Raw genomic sequence first — 17,734 nt, forward strand, 5'->3', positions numbered from 1 at the left:
GGCGTCGCCCGGTCAGCAGAAGCCGGGCGTGCCCTCCCAGGCCACCGGCGCGGCCGGCACCTCGTCGCGCAGCACGGTGCCCTCGATCAGCCCGTAGGGCCGGTCGTCGGCGTGGTAGACGACCGCACCGGGCCCGTCGAGGTCGTTGTCCAGCCCGAACGCCGACAGGTCCTGCAGGAAGTGGTGCTTGTTCGGCATCGAGAACCGGATCTCGGCGACGTCGGGGTGCCGGCTGAGCGCTGCCTCGCCCATCGTGAACAGCGTCTGCTGCAGGGCGAGGGAGTGGGTGCCGGCGAAGGTCTCCAGCAGCGTCGTCCGGACGGCGTCGTACGTGCCGTTCCAGTCGACGTCGGTGCCGGTGTACCGCCAGCGGGCGGTGACCGCGGTGGCCAGGATCCGGTCGGTCGTCTCCGGCAGGGTCGTGTAGCGGTCGCGGGGGAAGCCCCAGAACTCCGACCCGGTGGTCTTGAGGACGACGAGGTCGGTGAGCCCGGCCAGCACGTGCACGGTCGCATCGGTCCCGGAGCCGGCCACCGTGACCACCGCGGTGCGGACCTCGCCCCCGGGACGGCGGAAGGCGTGGTCGTGCGGCTGCCCGCCGACGGCGATCCGGTCCCAGCCGTAGGACTCGATCGACACCCGGGCGCCGGTGACCCAGGGCTGCGAGCCGGTGAAGTGGTCGGCCAGCCGGATGCCGAACTCCTCCGGCGAGCCGATGCCGTCGCGGGCGAACGCGAAGACGGTGTTCTTCTGCGCGTCGGTGGTCAGCACGTGGGCGTTGTCGCCGGCGGTGTGCGCGGCGGCGAAGTCACCCCGCAGCGCCGAGCTCACGTTGAGGTCGACCAGGGAGTGCCGTGGGGTGGAGCGGTCGACCGCGACGACGCGGACCTCCGCCTTCCCGTACTGGTTGGGTCCGAGCACGATCGCCATGGGTGCACCCTGCCCTCTCGGCGTTGCCGTCGTGTTTCCCGTGGAACCGGAGTGGACGCGTCGCGCTCACGCCGACGCATCCACTCCGCTCACGAGCCGCGGTAGGTGGAGTAGGCGAAGGGGGAGAGCAGCAGCGGGACGTGGTGGTGCTCGGCCGGCTCGCGGACGGCGAAGGTCAGCACGACCTCCGGCCAGAACGTCTCCTCGCCCCGCGCCGCGGCCCACGCGCCGGTGCCGAACACCAGCCGGTGCGGGCCGGCGCCGGTCGGGCCCTCGACGAGCCGGCAGCGCCCGTCGGCGTCCGTCGTCCCCTCGGCCACCAGTCCCTCGGCGGCGTGCAGGGCGACGGCGAGACCGGCGGCGGGCCGGCCGGTCACGGAGTCCAGGACGTGCGTGGACACGCTCACCGCATGGCCTCGCGCACCCGCAGTGCGGTGATCTCCACCAACTGCGCCTGCACCTCGGCCCGCTCGGCCTCGGGGGTGTTGCCCAGCCGGCGCTCCAGCTCACGGCGGATCTCCGCGGGCGGGCGCCCGGCCGCCCGGATCAGGAAGACGTGCCCGAAGCGCTCCTCGTAGGCCCGGTTGCCCTCGGCGATCGCGGTGCGCACCTCGTCGTCGGCGTCGGCCATGCCGCTCTGCTCGCGCCGGGAGGCCTCCGCCGAGGCCGACGACCCCTCGACCCGGTCGCCGATCCGCGGGTGCGCGTCCAGCGCCGCCGAGACGTGGCCCCAGGACAGCGCCCGCGTGAGCTCGGCAGCCCGGGTGACCAGCGCGCCGACCGAGGCGTAGGGCCGGCCCGCGGTCAGCACCATGGCGAACGCCGGGGCGCCCAGCCAGCCGAACGCCTGCTCGGCGGCCTCCGCCTGGGGTGCGTCGTTGAAACGGGCCAGCGCATCGTCGCCACCGGGTCGGGTCACGTGGGGCAGGATGCCAGCTCAGTCGCCCCGCACGAGCACCCGAGGAGGTCCGGTGGTCCCCGAGCACGTCCTCACCGAGCTCGACCGACGGCTCGCCCCCGTCGACGCCGCCCGGCTGGCGGCCTACCCGGGGGAGTCGTCGTCCCGGCAGCCGGTCCACACCTGCTACGTCCCGGCCGACGCGGTCGTCCCCGGGCTGACCGGGCGCTGGGGGGCCGCGGCGCTGGCCGCCCTCGACGAGCACGGGCTGCCCGACCTCGGCCTGGACGCCGACCTGGTCGCCGACGTGCTGCCGCGGGTGCGGGCGAAGCTGGCCACCGAGCCGGTGGAGGACCTGCGTGTCGACGCCGAGGACGGCTACCGGGGCAGCCCGGACGCCGAGGACGGCGACGTCACCGCCGCGGCCGGGGTGCTGGCCGCCGAGCCGGTGCTGCCGCTGTCGCTGGGGGTGCGCGCCAAGTCGCTGGAGGGCCCGACCCGGCACCGCGGTGTGCGCAGCCTCGACCTGTTCCTCACCGGGCTGGCCGCGGCCGGGCGCGAGCGCGCCGTGGTGACCCTGCCCAAGGTCACCGCGGTCGAGCAGGTCGCCGCGTTCCTCCCCGTGCTGGACGCCCTCGAGGCCGCCACCGGCCTGGGGCTGGACCTGGAGCTGCAGGTCGAGACCCCGCAGGCGGTGCTGGGGGCCGACGGGACGACGACGCTCGCCCGGATGCTGCACGCCGGCGCGGGCCGGGTCACGGGGCTGCACTACGGGACCTACGACTACAGCGCCGCCCTGGGCATCGCCGCGGCCCACCAGTCCTCCGACCACCCCGCGGCCGACGTCGCCAAGCAGGCGATGCAGGTCGCGGTGGCCGGCACCGGGGCGCGGGCGGTCGACGGCTCCACCAACGTGCTGCCCCTCGGCGGCACCGCCGAGGTGCACGCGGCCTGGCGGCTGCACGCCGGGCTGGTGCGCCGCGCGCTGGAACGCGGCTTCTACCAGGGCTGGGACCTGCACCCCGCGCAGCTGGTCACCCGCTACGTGGCCACCTACGCCTTCTTCCGGGCCGCACTCCCGGCCGCCGCCGCGCGGCTGTCGGCCTACGTCAGCCGGGTCGAGGGCGGCGTGCTCGACGAGCCGGCGACCGCGCGGGCGCTGGCCACCGTCGTCCTGCGCGGGCTGGACTGCGGCGCCCTGGACGTCGCCGAGGTCGAGGCGGCGACCGGCCTGGACCGCACGGTGCTCGACGCGCTGGCCGGGCGACGGGGGACGACACGCTCTTCCCGCTGACCCCGCACACCGGTCCGCCGGCGCCGGGCGCAGCGATCACCCGGACGAGGGGGTCAGGGCAGGACCCCGGGCTGCCGAGATCAGTGGTGGGTGACCGAACACGTCACCCGTCCCTGCGAGGAGTCGGCGTGAGGCGAGGTGTCGTGAGCGTGCTCGGAGGTCATCCCCCGCGCTGGTTGCAGCGCGCCCGGGCCGACAGCGCCGTCGCCGACGCCGGTGCGCTGACCGCGGAGCGCGCACCCGGCCACACCGCCGCCCTGATCGGGTCCTCGGCCGAGCTCCTCGACGTCGCCGTGCCGTGGCTCCTGGCCGGCCTGGACGCCGGTGACCTCACCGTGCTGGCCTGCGACCCGGAGACCACCGACCAGCTGCGCGACGTCCTCGGCGCCGACGGCGCTGGGCTGGTCAGCGACCCGGGCATCGCCCTGCACGGCTCCCGCCCGCCGGACGCCGTCGGTGCGCTCCGCCGGCTGGTCGAGCGTGCGGAAGAGTGCACGTCGGGCCGGGTGCGCGTCCTCGGGATGCCCTCGTTCGGCTCCGCCCCGCGCGACTGGCACGAGACCCAGCGCTTCGAGGCCGTGCTCAACCTGCTCTTCGCCGACACCGCGGTCGACCGGCTGTGCGTGTACGACCGGCGGGTACTGCCGCCCACCGCGATGAACAGCGCCCTCGCCACCCACCCCCACCTGCTGGCCGGGGGCAACGTCTTCACCAGCCGCGGCTACCGGCGCCCGGACACCTACGTCCGGTCGCTGCCGATCCCGCGTGAGCCGATGGAGGAGCGTGCGCCGGCCTTCGCCGTCGACGGTGCGCAGTCCCTCCCGCACTTCCGGCACCAGCTGACCGCGGCACTGGACACCCACGTGCCCGACCGCGAGCAGTGCCACGACCTGCAGCTGGCGGCCAGCGAGATCGCCGCCAACGCCTTCCGGCACGGCGTCCCGCCGGTCTCGGCCCGCGTCTGGGCTTCCGCCGACCGGGTCGTCTGCACGATCACCGACCGGGGCACCGGGGTCGCCGACGAGCTGGTCGGCTTCCAGCCCGCCCACGGCGCCGACCTGTCCCGTGGCGGCATGGGCCTGTGGCTGGCCCGCAAGCTGTGGGACCACGTCGACCTGGTCGCGGCCCCCACCGGCCTGACCGTGCGGCTGAGCACCTCCCTGCGCTGACCCGCCCCGGTCCGTCATGGCGCACCGCGGTACGGCCGCCCGGCGGCTACCGTGACCCGGTGATCGTGGTCACCGCGGCCGGCGGGCCCACCGGCACGGCCGCCGTCCGGGAGCTGCGCCGCCGGGGCGAGGCGGTGCGGGCGGTGGTGTCCCGCCGTGGCCCGCGCCCGGAGCTCGCCGCCCTCGGTGCCGAGGTGGTCGTCGCCGAGCTGACCGCGCCGATGTCGTGGTCGTCGGTGCTCGCCGGCGCCGACGCGCTGTACCTGGTCTGGCCCACCTTCGATCCCGACGAGGCAGAGGGCGCGCCGGCGCTGTTCGCCGAGGCCCGCCGGGCGGGCGTCCCCCGCGTCGTCTACCACTCGGTGCTGCGCCCGCAGCTGCGCGTCATGCCCCATCATGCCGGCAAGGACCGGGCCGAGGAGGCCCTGGCCGGCAGCGGCCTGCGGTCCTGGCGGGTCCTCCAGCCGTGCGCCTACGCCGACGACCACGACGGCCAGCTGGAGTCGGCCCGGGTCAGCGGGGTGTTCCGCAGCCACTGGGGCCTGCGCACCGGGCAGTCGCTGGTCGACCTGCGCGACGTCGCCGAGGCCGCCGCCGTGCTCCTGCTCGAGGACGGCCTGGACGGCGGCACGTTCGAGGCCGCCGGGCCGGAGGCGCTGACCGCCCCGCGGATGGCCGAGCTGATCGGTGAGCGGCTGGGGGAGGACGTGGTCGCCGACGACGTCGTCCCGGGTGGCGAGGTGCCGACGTCCTACGTGGGCCGCTGCCGGCGCGCCATGTACGACCACCACCGTGCGCACGGGCTCGTGGGCAGCCCCCGGGTGCTGGCGGGTCTGCTCGGCCGCCCGCCCCGCAGCTACGCCGAGCACCTCGCCGACCTGGACCCGGCCGTCCTGGGCCTGACGTCCTGACTCGGCCCCGTCCAGAGACTCGTGCCGAGCGGGCGAGGCATGAGGAGGACGGGGTCCTTCAACTGTGCTCGGTGCGCCGGTGGGTGGACTCGTGGACGACGTCGGCGCCGTCGTCGCGGCGGTCGACCACGGTGAACCGGTGCCAGAGGCCGGACAGCTGCAGCGGCCGCGCGACCGTGGTGGAGTGCACGACCAGCGGCAGCTCGATCCCGCGCGGCTGGACCATCTTGTGCAGCTGCACCAGCGAGGCGATGCCGGCGGAGTTCATGAAGGTCACCCCGCAGGTGTCCAACTGGACCTTCTTCAGCGCCGGGGCGCTGAGCATCAGGTCGGTCATCGCCCGTACCAGCGGCCGGCGGGCACCCTCGGTGAGCTCACCGACGACGCGGATCTCGGCGGTCTCCGCGCCGTGCTCGGTGACGGTGACCTCGACGGTGTCCTCAACATCGTCCATGCCCCGTCCTTGCCCGGGAGTGCCCTGGTTCACTCCTCCGTCGCCGTGGCGCGGTCCAGCAGCAGCAGCGAGAGCGCGGCCAGCGACGGGGCGTCGGTGAACCGGCCGTCGCCGACCATCGCCCGCAGCTCGGCCTCGGGGACGAACTGCTGCCGCATGTCGGCCTCGGTGACCTCCCGCGCGGTCGGGCCGGGGGTCAGGTCACCGGCCAGCCAGACATCGGTCTGCTGGTCGGTCAGGCCCGGTGCGATGTCGATCCGGCCCAGCAGCCGAATCTGCCCGGCGCGCAGCCCGGTCTCCTCGGCGAGCTCGGCGCGGGCCAGCTCCTCCGCCGTCCCGCTGCCACCGGCCGGCCAGGTGCCCTGCACGAACTCCCAGGACCGGCGGCCCAGCGGGTGGCGGAACTGCTCGACCAGCCAGAAGCCGCCCCGCTCGGCGGCGATCACCAGCGTGGCGTCCGGCTTCTCGACCACGCCGTAGATTCCGGCGGAGCCGTCGGGGTGTTCCACGGCGTCCTCCCGCACCCGTATCCAGGGGTTCCGGTAGACCTCTCGGCTGCTCGTCGTCCGCACGCGACCTAGCCTGGCAGACCGGGAGGAGGACGATGACCGAGCGTAAGCCCGAGGGCATGTCGTTCGAGTCCTGGGTGGAGCAGCAGATCGCCCAGGCCCGGGAACGAGGCGCCTTCGAGGACCTGGCGGGCGCGGGCAAGCCGCTGCCCCGCCGGGACAGGGAGAAGAGCAGCTACGAGTGGGCCCTGGAGTGGGCCCGGCGCGAAGAGGCCGACGTCGCGGCGATGCTGCCCTCGGGGCTGGTGCTGCGCAAGGAGCGCGAGGACCTCCCCGAGCTGGTGGCCGCCCAGCCGACCGAGGAGCGGGCGCGGGCGGTGGTGGAGGCGCACAACGCCCGCGTCGACCTGTACTACCGCCGGCCGGTCGAGGGGGTGTGGATCGCCGTGGGCATGGCCGACGTCGACGAGGAGCTGGCCCGCTGGCGGGAGGGGCACCCCGCCGTGCCCGAGCCACCGGCCGAGGTGCCCGCGCCGCCCGCGCCGTCCCGCCGTCGCGGCTGGTGGCGGCGCCGGGCGGGCTGAGGCTCAGTCCTCGGCGTCGTCGTCCTCCTGCTGCTGGCGGGCGGCCAGCTCGCGGGTGGCCATGCCGCCCTCGCCACCCTCGTCGTACTGCCCGGGGTGCAGGTTGACCTGGTCGTGGTCGGGCTCCGGTGCGCTCATCGCCCCAGCCTGCCCAGCCCGTGCCGCCCGGGCCACTCGGACGTGCCCGCCGGTCGCCTTGTCGATCACCCCGGACGGTCACCCGTCGATGTCCGCGACACGACCGCGGGCGGCGCCGCAGGGCGCGTCCACGCCTCCACAGTTGCGCTGCGAGTTGCGGATGTGACTGCTGGTGTCGGAGTGGAGGAAGCGGTGGCGAAGAGCGCTGCAGGCGTCGAGAGCGGGCGTCGGTGGGGCCTGGGCGGTCGCCTGACCGCCGTCGCTGTCGCGGGCGCGCTGATGACCGGTGGGCTGACCGGGGTGTTCCCCGCGCTGCGCAGCACCCCGGTGGCCACTGCCGCGCAGACGCCGGTCTCCTGCCCGTCGGCGGTCGCACTGCAGAACGGCGGCTTCGAGCAGCCGGTCATCCCCGCCAACTCCGACCGGCAGCTCGACCAGTCGCAGGTGCCCGGCTGGATGACCACCGCCACGGACGGCCTGATCGAGCTGTGGCGCGCGCCGTACCAGGGCGTGCCCGCCGGGTCCGGTTCGCAGTTCGCAGAGATCAACGCCACCCAGGCCGCCACGCTCTACCAGGACGTCGCCACGACCCCGGGCCAGACGCTGCGCTGGGAGCTGCAGCACCGTGGCCGGGCCGGTACCGACGTGATGGCCGTCAACATCGCCGCGCCGGGCACGCGGGCCTCGACGGCCACCCGGCAGGCGCTGCTCAGCGACCCGAACACCGCCTGGGGCACCCACTCGGGCACCTACACCGTCCCCCTGGGGCAGACCACGACCCGGTTCGGCTTCCAGGCCGTGAGCTCCGCCGGGGCGAACGCCAGCGTCGGCAACTTCCTGGACAGCATCTCCTTCGGCACCCAGCCGTGTCTGGTCACGACCACCACCGTCTCCCTGCCCGCCGGGCGCACCACCGCGCAGGTCGGTGACGTGCTCACCTACACGGTCACCACCGCCAACAACGGCGGCAACCCGGCGCGCGAGGTCGTGATGACCGACGACCTGCCGGCCGGCGTGGAGTTCGTGCCGGGCTCCATCGTGGCGGTCACCGGCACGGCCACCACGACCCGGACCGACGCCGCCGGCGACGACCAGGGCGAGTTCGTGGCCCCCGCCGGCACGGGTACGGGCACCGTCCGGGTCCGGGTGGGCACCGCCGCCACCAGCACCGCCGGCGGGGTCGTCGGCGCCGGTGACGCCCGCAGCTTCAGCTACCAGGCGCGGGTGCTGCCGGTGCTGTCCGGGCAGACCCTGCGCAACGACGCCCGGGTCGCCTACCGCGACGAGCTCACCGTCACCACGCCCACCTCGACCTCCAACGAGGTGGCCACCCCCGTCGGCGTCGCCGCCGACCTGCGCGCCACGCTCACCCAGGACACCACTCCGCTGGTGGCCGGGCGCACGGCCAGCTGGACGGCGACCCTGACCGACCGCGGCCCGGGCACCGAGCCGGCGCCGGTGCTGACCACCACGATCCCGGCCGCGCTCACCGGCGTCACCGCCACCCCGGTCGGCGGCGGCAGCTGCACGGTCAGTGGCACGACCGTCACCTGCACCGGTCCGGCGCTGGCCTCCGGCGCCGCGCGCTCGGTGACCGTCACCGGCACCGTGCCCGCCGACGCCACCCCCGGTGTGCAGTACACGGTGCTGTCCAGCGTCCGGGGCGACGCCCACGACGCGGGCCCCACTGACAACACCGCCACGGTCAGCGGTGCGGTCACCGCGCTCGCCGACGTCTCGGTGACGCTCACCAGCGACCCGGCGACCGGGGTGGCCGGCGGCCTGGTCCGCTACACGGCCGTCGTGACCAACGACGGGCCGTCCACGGCCCGCGGCGTCCGGCTCGTCGACCCGCTCCGGGCCACCTCGGCCTTCCAGTCCGCGACGGTGGCCGGGGGCATGTGCAGCCTGGACGGCGCCTCGAACACGGTGACCTGCGCGCTGCCCGACCTGGCGCCGGGCACCTCGCTGCCGGTGGTCGTCACCGCCCGGCTCGCCCCCGGCGGCGACGGCTCGGTCGACAACGCGGTCTCGGTGGCCGCGACCACCCCCGACCGCGACGCCGACGACCTGACCGCCTCCGTGCGCGGGGCCGGCGGGCAGGAGGCCGACCTCTCGGTGACGCTGACGCTGGACGACACCGACCTGCTGCCCGGGGAGACCCTCGGCTTCACCGTCACCGTCCGCAACGACGGCCCGTCGGACGCCACCAACGTCTCCGTGCGCTCCACGCTGCCCCCGGGTGTGGTCATCCTGTCCACGAACACCGCCGGGTGCGTCCCGGGCAACTGCAGCATCCCGCTCGTCGGCGGCAGCGGTGGCACCGTCGTCATCACCGGCACCGCCCGGGTCGGCGCCGACGCCCCCGAGGGCACGCTGCTGGCCAGCGCCACGGTCGTCTCCGCCGTGCCCGACGTCGACGGCGCCGACCAGTCGGCCACGGTGAGCGCCACGATCCGGCTGTCGGCCGACCTCGGCGTCACCCTGGCGCTCAGCGACCCGGCCGACCCCGGCAACCCGGCGCCCGTCCTGGTCGCCGGCTCGCTCGTCCACGGCCTCGCCACGGTCACCAACAACGGCCCCACCCGGGCCTCCGGCGTCCAGCTGCGGCTGGCCACCCTCGCCGGTGCGCCGGTGCCGACCGTCGTCCCGAGCGCCGGCGGCTGCGGCTACCAGGGCGCGACGACGGCGGACGGCCGGGCCGTCGACGGCGGCGTCGTCGTCTGCTGGCTGGACCAGCTCGCCACCGGCGCCGTCTGGACCGTCGCGTCCGACGGCCTCGTCCCCGCCACCTACACGGGGAGCACGTTCACCCGCAGCCGCACCGTCACCTCCACCTCGCCCGACCCGGCGCCCGACAACGACACCGGCAGCGCCACCCTCTCCGTCGTGCGTCGGGCCGACCTGCAGGTGGTCAAGACCACGAGCACGCCGAGCGTCGTGCAGACCGGCACCGTGCGGTTCCAGGTCACGGTCAGGAACGCCGGCCCCTCCGACGCCCGCGACGTCGTCGTCCGCGAGCAGCCGCAGCCCGGCGTCGTGGTGACCGGGGCCAGCCCGTCGGCCGGCAGCTACGGCGACGCGACCGGTGTGTGGCGCGTGCCCTACCTCGCCGTCGGCGGCTCCGCGGTTCTGGACGTCACCGGCACCGCGGAGTCCCCCGACGACGTGGAGAACCGGGCCGCGGCGGCCGGCTCCGACGCGACCGACCCGCAGCCGGGCAACGACGTCGGTGCCGTGCAGGTCGACGTCCTGCCGGCGGCGCGCACGCTGACGGTCACGGCGCAGGCGACGGTCGCGCCGGCGGTCGACCAGGGCGGTGCCCGGGTGGGCGACGCCGTCGACCTCGGCTACGTCGTGCGCAACGACGGCAACGTGCGGATGAGCGGCATCCGGGTGGACGAGACGCTGGTCCCGGGGGCCGTGGCCTGCCCGCACGACTCGCTGGCGCCGGGCGAGCAGATGACGTGCACCGCCGGCAGCACCTACCGGGTCACCCAGGCCGACGTGGACGCCGGCACGCCGGTCACCAGCAGCGCCACCGCCTTCGGCCGGGCCCCCGACTCCACCACCGACCTCGTCTTCGGTCCGGCCACCACCTCGCTGCCGATGGCCGCCGGCGCCCCGGGGGTCGGCCTCACCCTGGTCGCGAACTGGGACGACGCCGACGCCGACGACGCCCTCGACGTCGGGGAGACCGCCACCTGGACCGCCGTCGTCACCAACAGCGGTGACCTCACCGTGCGCGGGCTGACCGTGTCGGCGCCCCGGGTCCCCGCGTTCACCTGCGCGGACACCGAGCTGGCCCCGGGCGCCTGGACCAGCTGCGCCACCGCCACCACCCCGCTGACCCAGGGCGACGTCGACGGCGGCCAGCGCTCCGCGACCGCGACGGCGACCGGCACCGAGGCGCGCACCGGCGCCGTGGTGCAGAGCGCCCCGTCCGCCACCGCGTTCCCCGCCGTCCTCGCGCCGGCCCTGCAGATGACGCTGGGCGGGGTCGTGACGCCCCCCGCCCACCAGGACGCCGCCGCCCTCGGTGACCAGGTGACCTGGCGGTACACGGTGACCAACACCGGCAACGTCGAGCTGACCGGCGTGGCCGTCGACGACCCGGACGCCGGACCCGCGACGTGTGCGCTCACCGTGCTGCAGCCCGGCCGCACGACCGTGTGCACCTCCGACACCCCGCGTGCGGTCACCGAGGCCGACGTGCTGGCCGGCGGGGTCACCGGGCGCGCCACGGCGACCGGGTCCCCGGTCGTCGGCGGCGACCAGGTGCGCTCACCGCAGGGCCAGACCGTCGTCCGGGTGGCCGGGGCGGTGCGGTCGCTGCAGATCACCGCCCGGGCGCTCACCGCGACCCTGCCGGTGCGCGCCGGCGACACGATCGACTACGAGTACACGGTCGCCAACGACGGCAACGTGACGATGCGGCTGGTCCAGGTCGCCGACGAGCTGGTCGGGCCGGCGCGCTGCGGGCAGGACGTGCTCGCCCCAGGCGAGACCACCACCTGCTCCGGCGGTGGCTCGCACCGGGTCTCCCAGGTCGAGTTCGACGCGGGCCGGCCGATCGCCGACCTCGCCCAGGTCTCCGGCGTCCCGACGGGCGCCAGCACCGAGCTGACCTTCGGCCCGGCGTCCGCGCCGGTCGCCGTCGCCGCGGCGGCCCCCGGGCTGGCGGTGCTCGGCGTCGCCGACTGGGCCGACGCCGACGCCGACGACGTGCTCGACGCCGACGAGACCGTCGACTGGTGGGCGCTGGTGACCAACCCCGGCGACGTGACCGTCACCGGCATCACCGTGACCAGCACGCGCGGCGACGTGCTCACCTGCCCCGTGCCGGCCCTCGGCCCCGGCGAGCAGATGCGCTGCACCGCCCCGCGGCACACCCTCACGACCACCGACGTCGCCGGCCCGGTCCAGGCCGACCTCCGGGTGGCCGGCGTCGAGCCGCGCGCCCTGACCGCGGTCGAGGGACTGGACTCCGTCACCGTCTCCGGCACCGAGCGGCTGGCGCTGCTGCTGACGGTGGGCCAGGCGGTGGCCGGCAGCCCCACCCCGGACGTCGGTGACGGGGTCCGCCGGCTGTTCACGGTCACCAACGCCGGCAACACCACGGTCGACACGCCGTCGGTGACCAGCGACGACGGGGAGCCGGTGACCTGCCCGGCCGGCGCCCTGGCACCCGGGGCGTCGACGGTCTGCCGCGGGGACGGCGTGCACACGGTGACCGAGGCCGACGTCCGCGCCGGGAAGCTGGTCACCGGGGGGACCGCGTCCGCGCCGGCCCTCGTGAGCCGCACGGCCGTCTCCTCCACCCACGTCACGCAGGCGCTGTTCCTCGCCCCACTGCTGCGTGCCCTGCAGGTGACCGCCACCCCGCTGCCCTCGGCCCCGGCCCCGCTGGCCGTCGGCGACCGGGTGGACTACCGCTACGTCGTCCGCAACGTCGGCAACGCCACGATGACCGCCCTCGCCCTGGTCGACTCCGCGGGCGGCACCGCGACCTGCGCGGCGCCGTCGCTGGCGCCGGGTGCGGAGACCACCTGCACCGGTGGCAGCAGCCACGAGGTGACGCAGCCGGACTTCGACGCCGGCCTGCCGGTCGGCCTCACCGCCGAGGTGACCGGGCTGGCCGACGGCGACCTGGACCCGCTCGCCTTCGGCCCGGCCGCGGCACCGCTGCCGCTCCGCACGTCGACCCCGGCGCTGACCGCGGTGAAGACGGCGGACTGGACCGACGACGGCAACGGCGCGCTGGACGCCGGCGAGCCGATCTCCTGGACCGTCGCGGTGCGCAACACCGGTGACGTCACCGTCGCGGACCTGTACGTCGACGACCCGCTGGTGCACGTGCAGTGCCCGCAGACCTCGGTCGGACCCGGGCAGCAGGTCGACTGCGTGGCCGACGCCTACCGGGTGACCGACGCCGACGCCCTGGCCGGCGAGCGCACCAACACCGCCGTGGCGCTGGGCGACGACCCCCGCACCGGCAGTCCCGTGGTCAGCCTGCCCGCGCTGGCCTACGCGGTGGGCACGCCGGTGGCGGCACCGGCGCTGGCGATCGCGGTGGACGGCGTCGTGACCCCGACGCAGCGGCAGAGTGCCGCGGAGTGGGGCGACACCGTCCACTGGCGGTACACCGTGACCAACACCGGCGGGGTGGCCGTCCTGGCGCCGGCCGTGGTCGACCACGTCGACGGCCCGGTCGTCTGCCCGTCCACGGCGCTCGCACCGGGGCAGCAGGTGAGCTGTCAGGGCGTGGTGCCGCACCTGGTCGCCGAGGTCGACGTGCTGGCCGCGGCCGTGCGGACCCAGGCCCACGCCGAGGGCCTCACCGTCGACCCGGCGGCGGCGTCGCCGGCTGCCGCCGAGGCGGCCCCGGCGGCCCGGGTCGCGGCCGCGGCGTCCCGGGTGGTCTCGAGCCCGGCCGACGGCGTGGTCGCGACGGCCGCCGCCCGCCCGGGGCTGACCCTGGCCCAGCGGATGGAGAACACCACGGCCCGCGACACGGCGCCGCGGCGCGACGACCTCGTGGACCTCGTCTACCGGGTGACCAACACCGGCAACGTGACCCTGACCGGGATCGCGATCAGCGACCCGTTCTTCGGCACGGTCGCCTGCCCGCAGCCGGCGCTCGGCCCGACCGAGTCGATGGACTGCCGCACCGCCCAGCCGCACCGGGTCGACGCCACCGACGTCGGCGCCGGCGAGCTGGTCAGCGAGGCGCGGGCGGCCGGCACCCCGCCGACGGGCTCCGGCACCGCGACCGCCTCCACCGTGTCGACGGTGAGCATGCCGGTGGCCGCGTCGGCCGGTGGTCCGATCACGGGTGGGCCCGTCACCGACGGGCCGGTCACCGATGATCCGGGTACCGGCGGCGGTGCCCCGGACGGCGGTGCCACCGACGAGGAGGACGGCGGCGCAGCCGGCGGGGGCGTGCCGAGCGGCTCGCAGCCGCCGTCCGCCGCGCCTGTCGATGTCCCCGCCGAGACGTCCCCGGCTCCGGTGCCCACCGCGACCCCCGGCACGCCCCCGACCGCGACGCAGGCGCTGGCGGCGACCGGCACGGACACCGGCGCCCAGTTCGTGCTGGGTGTGCTGTCGGTGCTGCTCGGCGCACTGCTGCTGGTGCTGGCCCGCCGACGGGTGGTCAGCCGCCGCTGGTGACCACCCGCCGGCCGGCCCGGACCGGGCTGCTCAGCGCCTCGGCCCGGCCGGGACGGCGGCCAGGCGCTCCCGCAGGAAGGCGACCACCTGCTCGCGCGCCTCGTGTGTCGGGTGCCCGGGCGTCTCGACGTCCGTGCTGGTCAGCACCCGGTGCTCGTTGGCCCCGATGCCGGCATCGTTGCCGGGCCGGGAGTTCAGCTGCACCGGCAGCCAGCCGTCGCCGAAGGTCGCCCGCAGCGCGCGGAAGCGGTCCCGGGGCGAGGCGGCGTCCTCGCTGAACCGCAGGCCCATCAGGCACAGCCCCTCGCTGCGCACCCGCTCGCTGATCGCGTCGGCCTCCCGCGGGGACATCCCGATGTCCCGGCGGTGGCCGGCGGTGACGGGGAACGGCACACCCGGCTGGCTGGCCACCGGCGCCAGGACGGCGGGCTCGACGGCGGAGGCGAGCGCGAACCCGCCGCTGAAGCACATGCCGATCACCCCGACGCCCGGACCGCCCACCCGGTCGTGCAGCCGGCGCGCGGCGGCCCGCACGTACTCGGCGACCGGCCGGTCCGCGCCCTTGGCGAAGGCACGGAACTCGCGGCTGATGCAGGCCGTGGCGATGCTGCGGGCGGCGTAGCCGGGGGAGAGGGGGCGCCCGGGCTCGCCGAGGAGGCTGATGACGTCGACGGTGAAGCCGGCGCCGACCAGGTGGTCGGCCAGGCCCAGCACCTCCGGCGTGATGCCGGGGATCTCCGGCAGCAGCACCACCCCGGGGCCGGAGCCCCGCGAGTGGATCGTGTGGGTGAGGCCGGCGTTGGTGAAGGACTCTTCGGACCAGCCGGCCAGGGCGGGGGATGACGACGCTGTCATCGCCTGATGGTGGCCCACCGGGTGCTCGCGGTCGAGACCCCCCTGCACGATCGCCGAGGAGTCCCGCGGGGGGAGACGGTCTGAGGGGGAGAGGCCGTCGTCCCGGTGTCCCTGGTCAGCGGGCGGCGGCTGTTCGCCGACGGCACCGTCCCCCGCACCTGGCGGCTGACCTCCTCGGCGGTGAGCTCGACCGGGGCATTCCTCATCGCCTACCAGCGGGCCGGTGACGTCGCCACGGGGTCGCTCCAGCTCGACGAGGGCTGAGGCGCGATCAGTCGGTGAGCAGGCGGAGCAGCCGGGCCAGCTCGGCGCGGTCGTCGGCGGAGAGCCGGGCGAACAGCTCGTGCGCGTCGGCCCCGCGGGCGGCGTCGACCTCCTGCTGCACCTGCCGGCCGGCCGGCGTGGGCGTGAGCACCACCGCCCGCCGGTCGGCCGGGTCGGGGGAGCGCTCGACCAGTCCCCGCTCCTGCAGCCCGTCGGCGACCTCGGTGGCCGAGCGCGGGGCGATGCGCAGCGCCTCGGCCAGCTCCGACAGCCGCACCCCGTCGCGCCCGCAGACCACCCGCAGGGCCCGGGCCTGGTGCGGGGAGAGGTCCCAGGGGGCGAGGGCGGCCATGAACCGGCGGCGCAGCGTGCGGGCGACGCCCAGCACCAGCTCACCGAGCACCGCGGTGCCGGCGTCGGGAGGGGAGGCGGTCACCGGGGAATCGTAGCGACAGCGGTGCGGTTACCACACCGTGAGGTAACCTCACCATCGACAGAGAGGGGTGGTCGCCATCGACGACACCACGACCCCGGGCCGGGGAGGCGGGCGCCCGAGCGGGCGGCCCGACCCGGCCGACCGTGCCCAGCTCGACCGCTCGCCCGTGCGCTGGAGCCGGGCCGCCGGTCTCTTCGCCCCCTACCGCTGGCAGCTCGCCCTCGTGGTCGGGCTCATCGTGGCCAGCTCCGCCATCGCCCTGGCCAGCCCGTTCCTCGTCCGGCTCGTGATCGACGAGGCGCTGCCCCGCCAGGACGTGCGGCTGCTGGCCTGGGCGGTCGGCGGCATGCTCGCCGTCGCCGCGGCCACCGCCGTCCTGGGCGTGCTGCAGACCTGGATCTCCACCACCGTCGGCCAGCACGTCATGCACGGCCTGCGCACCTCGGTCTTCACCCACCTGCAACGCCAGTCGCTGGGCTTCTTCACCCGCACCAAGGGCGGGGAGGTGCAGTCGCGGCTGACCAACGACATCGGCGGCATGCAGTCGGTGGTCACCTCCACCGCGACCTCCTTCGCCGCGAACCTCACCACCGTCGTCGGGACGGCGGTGGCCATGGCCGCGCTGAGCTGGCGGCTGTCACTGCTGTCCCTGGTCGTGCTCCCGCCGGCGATCTGGCTCACCCGCCGGGTCGCGGTGATGCGCCGCTCGATCACCGCCCAGCGCCAGCGCCACCTGGCCGACCTGCACTCCCAGGTCGAGGAGGGGCTCAGCGTCAGCGGCGTCCTGCTCGGCAAGACCCTGGGCGCCGGCCCCGTGCAGTCCCAGCGCTTCGCCGCGACCTCGGACGACCTGGTCGGCCTGGAGGTCCGCTCGCAGCTGGCCGGCCGCTGGCGGATGGCGACGATGAGCATCGTGTTCGCCGGCATCCCGGCGCTGATCTACCTGGCCGCGGGCCTGCCGGCGACCTCGGGCGGGATGACCATCGGCACCCTGGTCGCCTTCACCACGCTGCAGGGCGCGCTGTTCCGCCCGCTGATGGGCCTGCTGGACATCGGCGTGCAGCTGACCAGCTCGATGGCGCTGTTCAGCCGGGTGTTCGAGTACCTGGACCTGCCGGTCGACATCGACGACCCGGCGGCCCCGGTGCGGCTGGGCGCCGTCCGCGGCGAGGTGCGGTTCGACCACGTGGGCTTCCGCTACCCCGACGGCCACCGCGACGCGCTGTCCGACGTCGACCTCACCGTCCCCGCCGGCGCGACGCTGGCGCTGGTGGGGGAGACCGGTTCGGGCAAGAGCACCCTGGCCTCGCTGGTCGCCCGGCTCAACGACCCGACGTCGGGGCGGGTGACCATCGACGGCGTCGACGTCCGCGACCTGACGCTGGCCGACCTCGCCCGGGTGGTCGGGGTCGTCTCCCAGGAGACCTACCTGCTGCACGGCACCATCCGGGAGAACCTCCGGCACGCCAAGCCGGACGCCACCGACGCCGAGATGGTCGACGCGGCCCGCCGCGCCCAGGTGCACGACGTCATCGCCGCGCTGCCCGACGGCTACGAGACCGTGGTCGGCGCCCGCGGGCACCGGTTCTCCGGCGGGGAGAAGCAGCGACTGGCCATCGCCCGCACGCTGCTGCGCGACCCGCGGGTGCTGGTGCTCGACGAGGCCACCAGCGCGCTGGACAACGAGACCGAGCGGGCCGTGCAGGCCGCGCTCGACGAGGCCAGCCGCGGCCGGACGACGATCACCATCGCCCACCGGCTGTCCACCGTGCGCGACGCCGACCTGATCGCCGTCCTGGACGCGGGGCGGGTCGTCGAGCGCGGGACGCACGAGGAGCTGCTGGCGCAGGGTGGCCGCTACGCCCGCCTGGCCGGCACCGCCGTCCGCCAGGCCGAGCTCGTCGGCTGACCCACCGACCGTGCGCTCCACGGGCTCCCCCGACCGGCGGGACCCCGTTGGGCGCACGGTCGGCGGCTGCCGGAGCGCGGACCGAGCGTGTCGGCGCACGAGCCCTGCGGGGCGCACCGCTGTGCACCCGCGGCTGCCTCTGGGCCGTGGAGACGACCACCAGCGCACAACGGCGGGGCCGCGGTGCCCACGGAGTGCGCTGAGGCCGGG

General features: G+C 75.9%; 15 protein-coding genes. 7 read left to right on the forward strand and 8 right to left on the reverse strand.

Annotated elements, in window-relative coordinates:
- Nucleotides 1–12: 12 nt before the first annotated feature.
- From pucL to uraD, 3 genes are all read right to left on the reverse strand, one after another.
- Entirely contained in the window at nt 13–930 is a 918-nt protein-coding gene (gene pucL, locus GCU67_RS06915; protein ID WP_163610292.1) for a factor-independent urate hydroxylase, read from the reverse strand.
- A gap of 89 nt (nt 931–1,019) precedes the next feature.
- Nucleotides 1,020–1,331: a hydroxyisourate hydrolase gene (gene uraH / locus GCU67_RS06920; protein WP_338104829.1), complete on the reverse strand. Its 312-nt coding sequence runs from the start codon at nt 1,329–1,331 to the stop codon at nt 1,020–1,022.
- Between the two features lie 2 nt (nt 1,332–1,333).
- A complete protein-coding gene (gene uraD, locus GCU67_RS06925) occupies nt 1,334–1,849 on the reverse strand; it encodes a 2-oxo-4-hydroxy-4-carboxy-5-ureidoimidazoline decarboxylase (RefSeq protein WP_338104830.1) in 516 nt (171 codons plus the stop codon).
- Nucleotides 1,850–1,901: 52 nt separating this feature from the next.
- Here uraD and GCU67_RS06930 point away from each other — a divergent pair, with 52 nt between their 5' ends.
- The 3 genes from GCU67_RS06930 (at nt 1,902) to GCU67_RS06940 (ending at nt 5,202) form a co-directional block, all read left to right on the forward strand.
- On the forward strand, nt 1,902–3,122 hold the full coding sequence (locus tag GCU67_RS06930) for a DUF6986 family protein (protein WP_163610294.1): 1,221 nt from the start codon (nt 1,902–1,904) through the stop codon (nt 3,120–3,122).
- Nucleotides 3,123–3,265: 143 nt separating this feature from the next.
- On the forward strand, nt 3,266–4,291 hold the full coding sequence (locus tag GCU67_RS06935; protein WP_163610295.1) for an anti-sigma factor RsbA family regulatory protein: 1,026 nt from the start codon (nt 3,266–3,268) through the stop codon (nt 4,289–4,291).
- A gap of 59 nt (nt 4,292–4,350) precedes the next feature.
- Nucleotides 4,351–5,202 (forward strand): NAD(P)H-binding protein, encoded by an 852-nt coding sequence (locus tag GCU67_RS06940; protein WP_163610296.1) that lies wholly within the window; start codon nt 4,351–4,353, stop codon nt 5,200–5,202.
- Nucleotides 5,203–5,260: 58 nt separating this feature from the next.
- Here the strand turns inward: GCU67_RS06940 and GCU67_RS06945 are convergent, their stop codons facing one another.
- A complete protein-coding gene (locus GCU67_RS06945; protein ID WP_163610297.1) occupies nt 5,261–5,656 on the reverse strand; it encodes an STAS domain-containing protein in 396 nt (131 codons plus the stop codon).
- Nucleotides 5,657–5,685: 29 nt separating this feature from the next.
- Nucleotides 5,686–6,165: an NUDIX domain-containing protein gene (locus GCU67_RS06950; protein ID WP_338104831.1), complete on the reverse strand. Its 480-nt coding sequence runs from the start codon at nt 6,163–6,165 to the stop codon at nt 5,686–5,688.
- A gap of 95 nt (nt 6,166–6,260) precedes the next feature.
- Here GCU67_RS06950 and GCU67_RS06955 point away from each other — a divergent pair, with 95 nt between their 5' ends.
- Nucleotides 6,261–6,749: a DnaJ family domain-containing protein gene (locus GCU67_RS06955; protein ID WP_163610299.1), complete on the forward strand. Its 489-nt coding sequence runs from the start codon at nt 6,261–6,263 to the stop codon at nt 6,747–6,749.
- A 3-nt stretch (nt 6,750–6,752) separates the two neighbouring features.
- Here GCU67_RS06955 and GCU67_RS22300 read toward each other — a convergent pair whose 3' ends face one another.
- Nucleotides 6,753–6,887, reverse strand: a complete 135-nt coding sequence (locus GCU67_RS22300) for a hypothetical protein (protein WP_276508397.1) — start codon at nt 6,885–6,887, stop codon at nt 6,753–6,755.
- A gap of 192 nt (nt 6,888–7,079) precedes the next feature.
- Between GCU67_RS22300 and GCU67_RS06960 the strand changes: the two genes are divergently transcribed.
- Entirely contained in the window at nt 7,080–14,060 is a 6,981-nt protein-coding gene (locus tag GCU67_RS06960) for a DUF7507 domain-containing protein (protein WP_163610300.1), read from the forward strand.
- Between the two features lie 30 nt (nt 14,061–14,090).
- On the opposite strand, the gene GCU67_RS06965 is transcribed toward GCU67_RS06960, so the two are convergent.
- A complete protein-coding gene (locus GCU67_RS06965) occupies nt 14,091–14,915 on the reverse strand; it encodes a dienelactone hydrolase family protein (RefSeq protein ID WP_163610301.1) in 825 nt (274 codons plus the stop codon).
- Nucleotides 14,916–15,020: 105 nt separating this feature from the next.
- Here GCU67_RS06965 and GCU67_RS06970 point away from each other — a divergent pair, with 105 nt between their 5' ends.
- A complete protein-coding gene (locus tag GCU67_RS06970; protein ID WP_163610302.1) occupies nt 15,021–15,179 on the forward strand; it encodes a hypothetical protein in 159 nt (52 codons plus the stop codon).
- A gap of 7 nt (nt 15,180–15,186) precedes the next feature.
- Here the strand turns inward: GCU67_RS06970 and GCU67_RS06975 are convergent, their stop codons facing one another.
- Entirely contained in the window at nt 15,187–15,615 is a 429-nt protein-coding gene (locus tag GCU67_RS06975; RefSeq protein WP_338104832.1) for a MarR family winged helix-turn-helix transcriptional regulator, read from the reverse strand.
- 67 nt (nt 15,616–15,682) lie between these two features.
- On the opposite strand from GCU67_RS06975, the gene GCU67_RS22730 reads away from it, so the two are divergent.
- Nucleotides 15,683–17,524: an ABC transporter ATP-binding protein gene (locus GCU67_RS22730; RefSeq protein WP_338104833.1), complete on the forward strand. Its 1,842-nt coding sequence runs from the start codon at nt 15,683–15,685 to the stop codon at nt 17,522–17,524.
- Nucleotides 17,525–17,734 lie beyond the last annotated feature (210 nt).

The sequence above is a fragment of the Modestobacter muralis genome, assembly GCF_010682105.1.
In the GTDB taxonomy this organism is placed as follows: Bacteria; Actinomycetota; Actinomycetes; order Mycobacteriales; family Geodermatophilaceae; genus Modestobacter; species Modestobacter muralis.

Excerpts from the sequence above, each read along its gene's own strand:
- pucL (WP_163610292.1), bottom strand. The coding sequence starts at position 930 with ATGGCGATCGTGCTCGGACCCAACCAGTACGGGAAGGCGGAGGTCCGC.
- GCU67_RS06945 (WP_163610297.1), bottom strand. The coding sequence starts at position 5,656 with ATGGACGATGTTGAGGACACCGTCGAGGTCACCGTCACCGAGCACGGC.
- GCU67_RS06955 (WP_163610299.1), top strand. The coding sequence starts at position 6,261 with ATGACCGAGCGTAAGCCCGAGGGCATGTCGTTCGAGTCCTGGGTGGAG.
- GCU67_RS22300 (WP_276508397.1), bottom strand. The coding sequence starts at position 6,887 with ATGAGCGCACCGGAGCCCGACCACGACCAGGTCAACCTGCACCCCGGG.
- GCU67_RS06965 (WP_163610301.1), bottom strand. The coding sequence starts at position 14,915 with ATGACAGCGTCGTCATCCCCCGCCCTGGCCGGCTGGTCCGAAGAGTCC.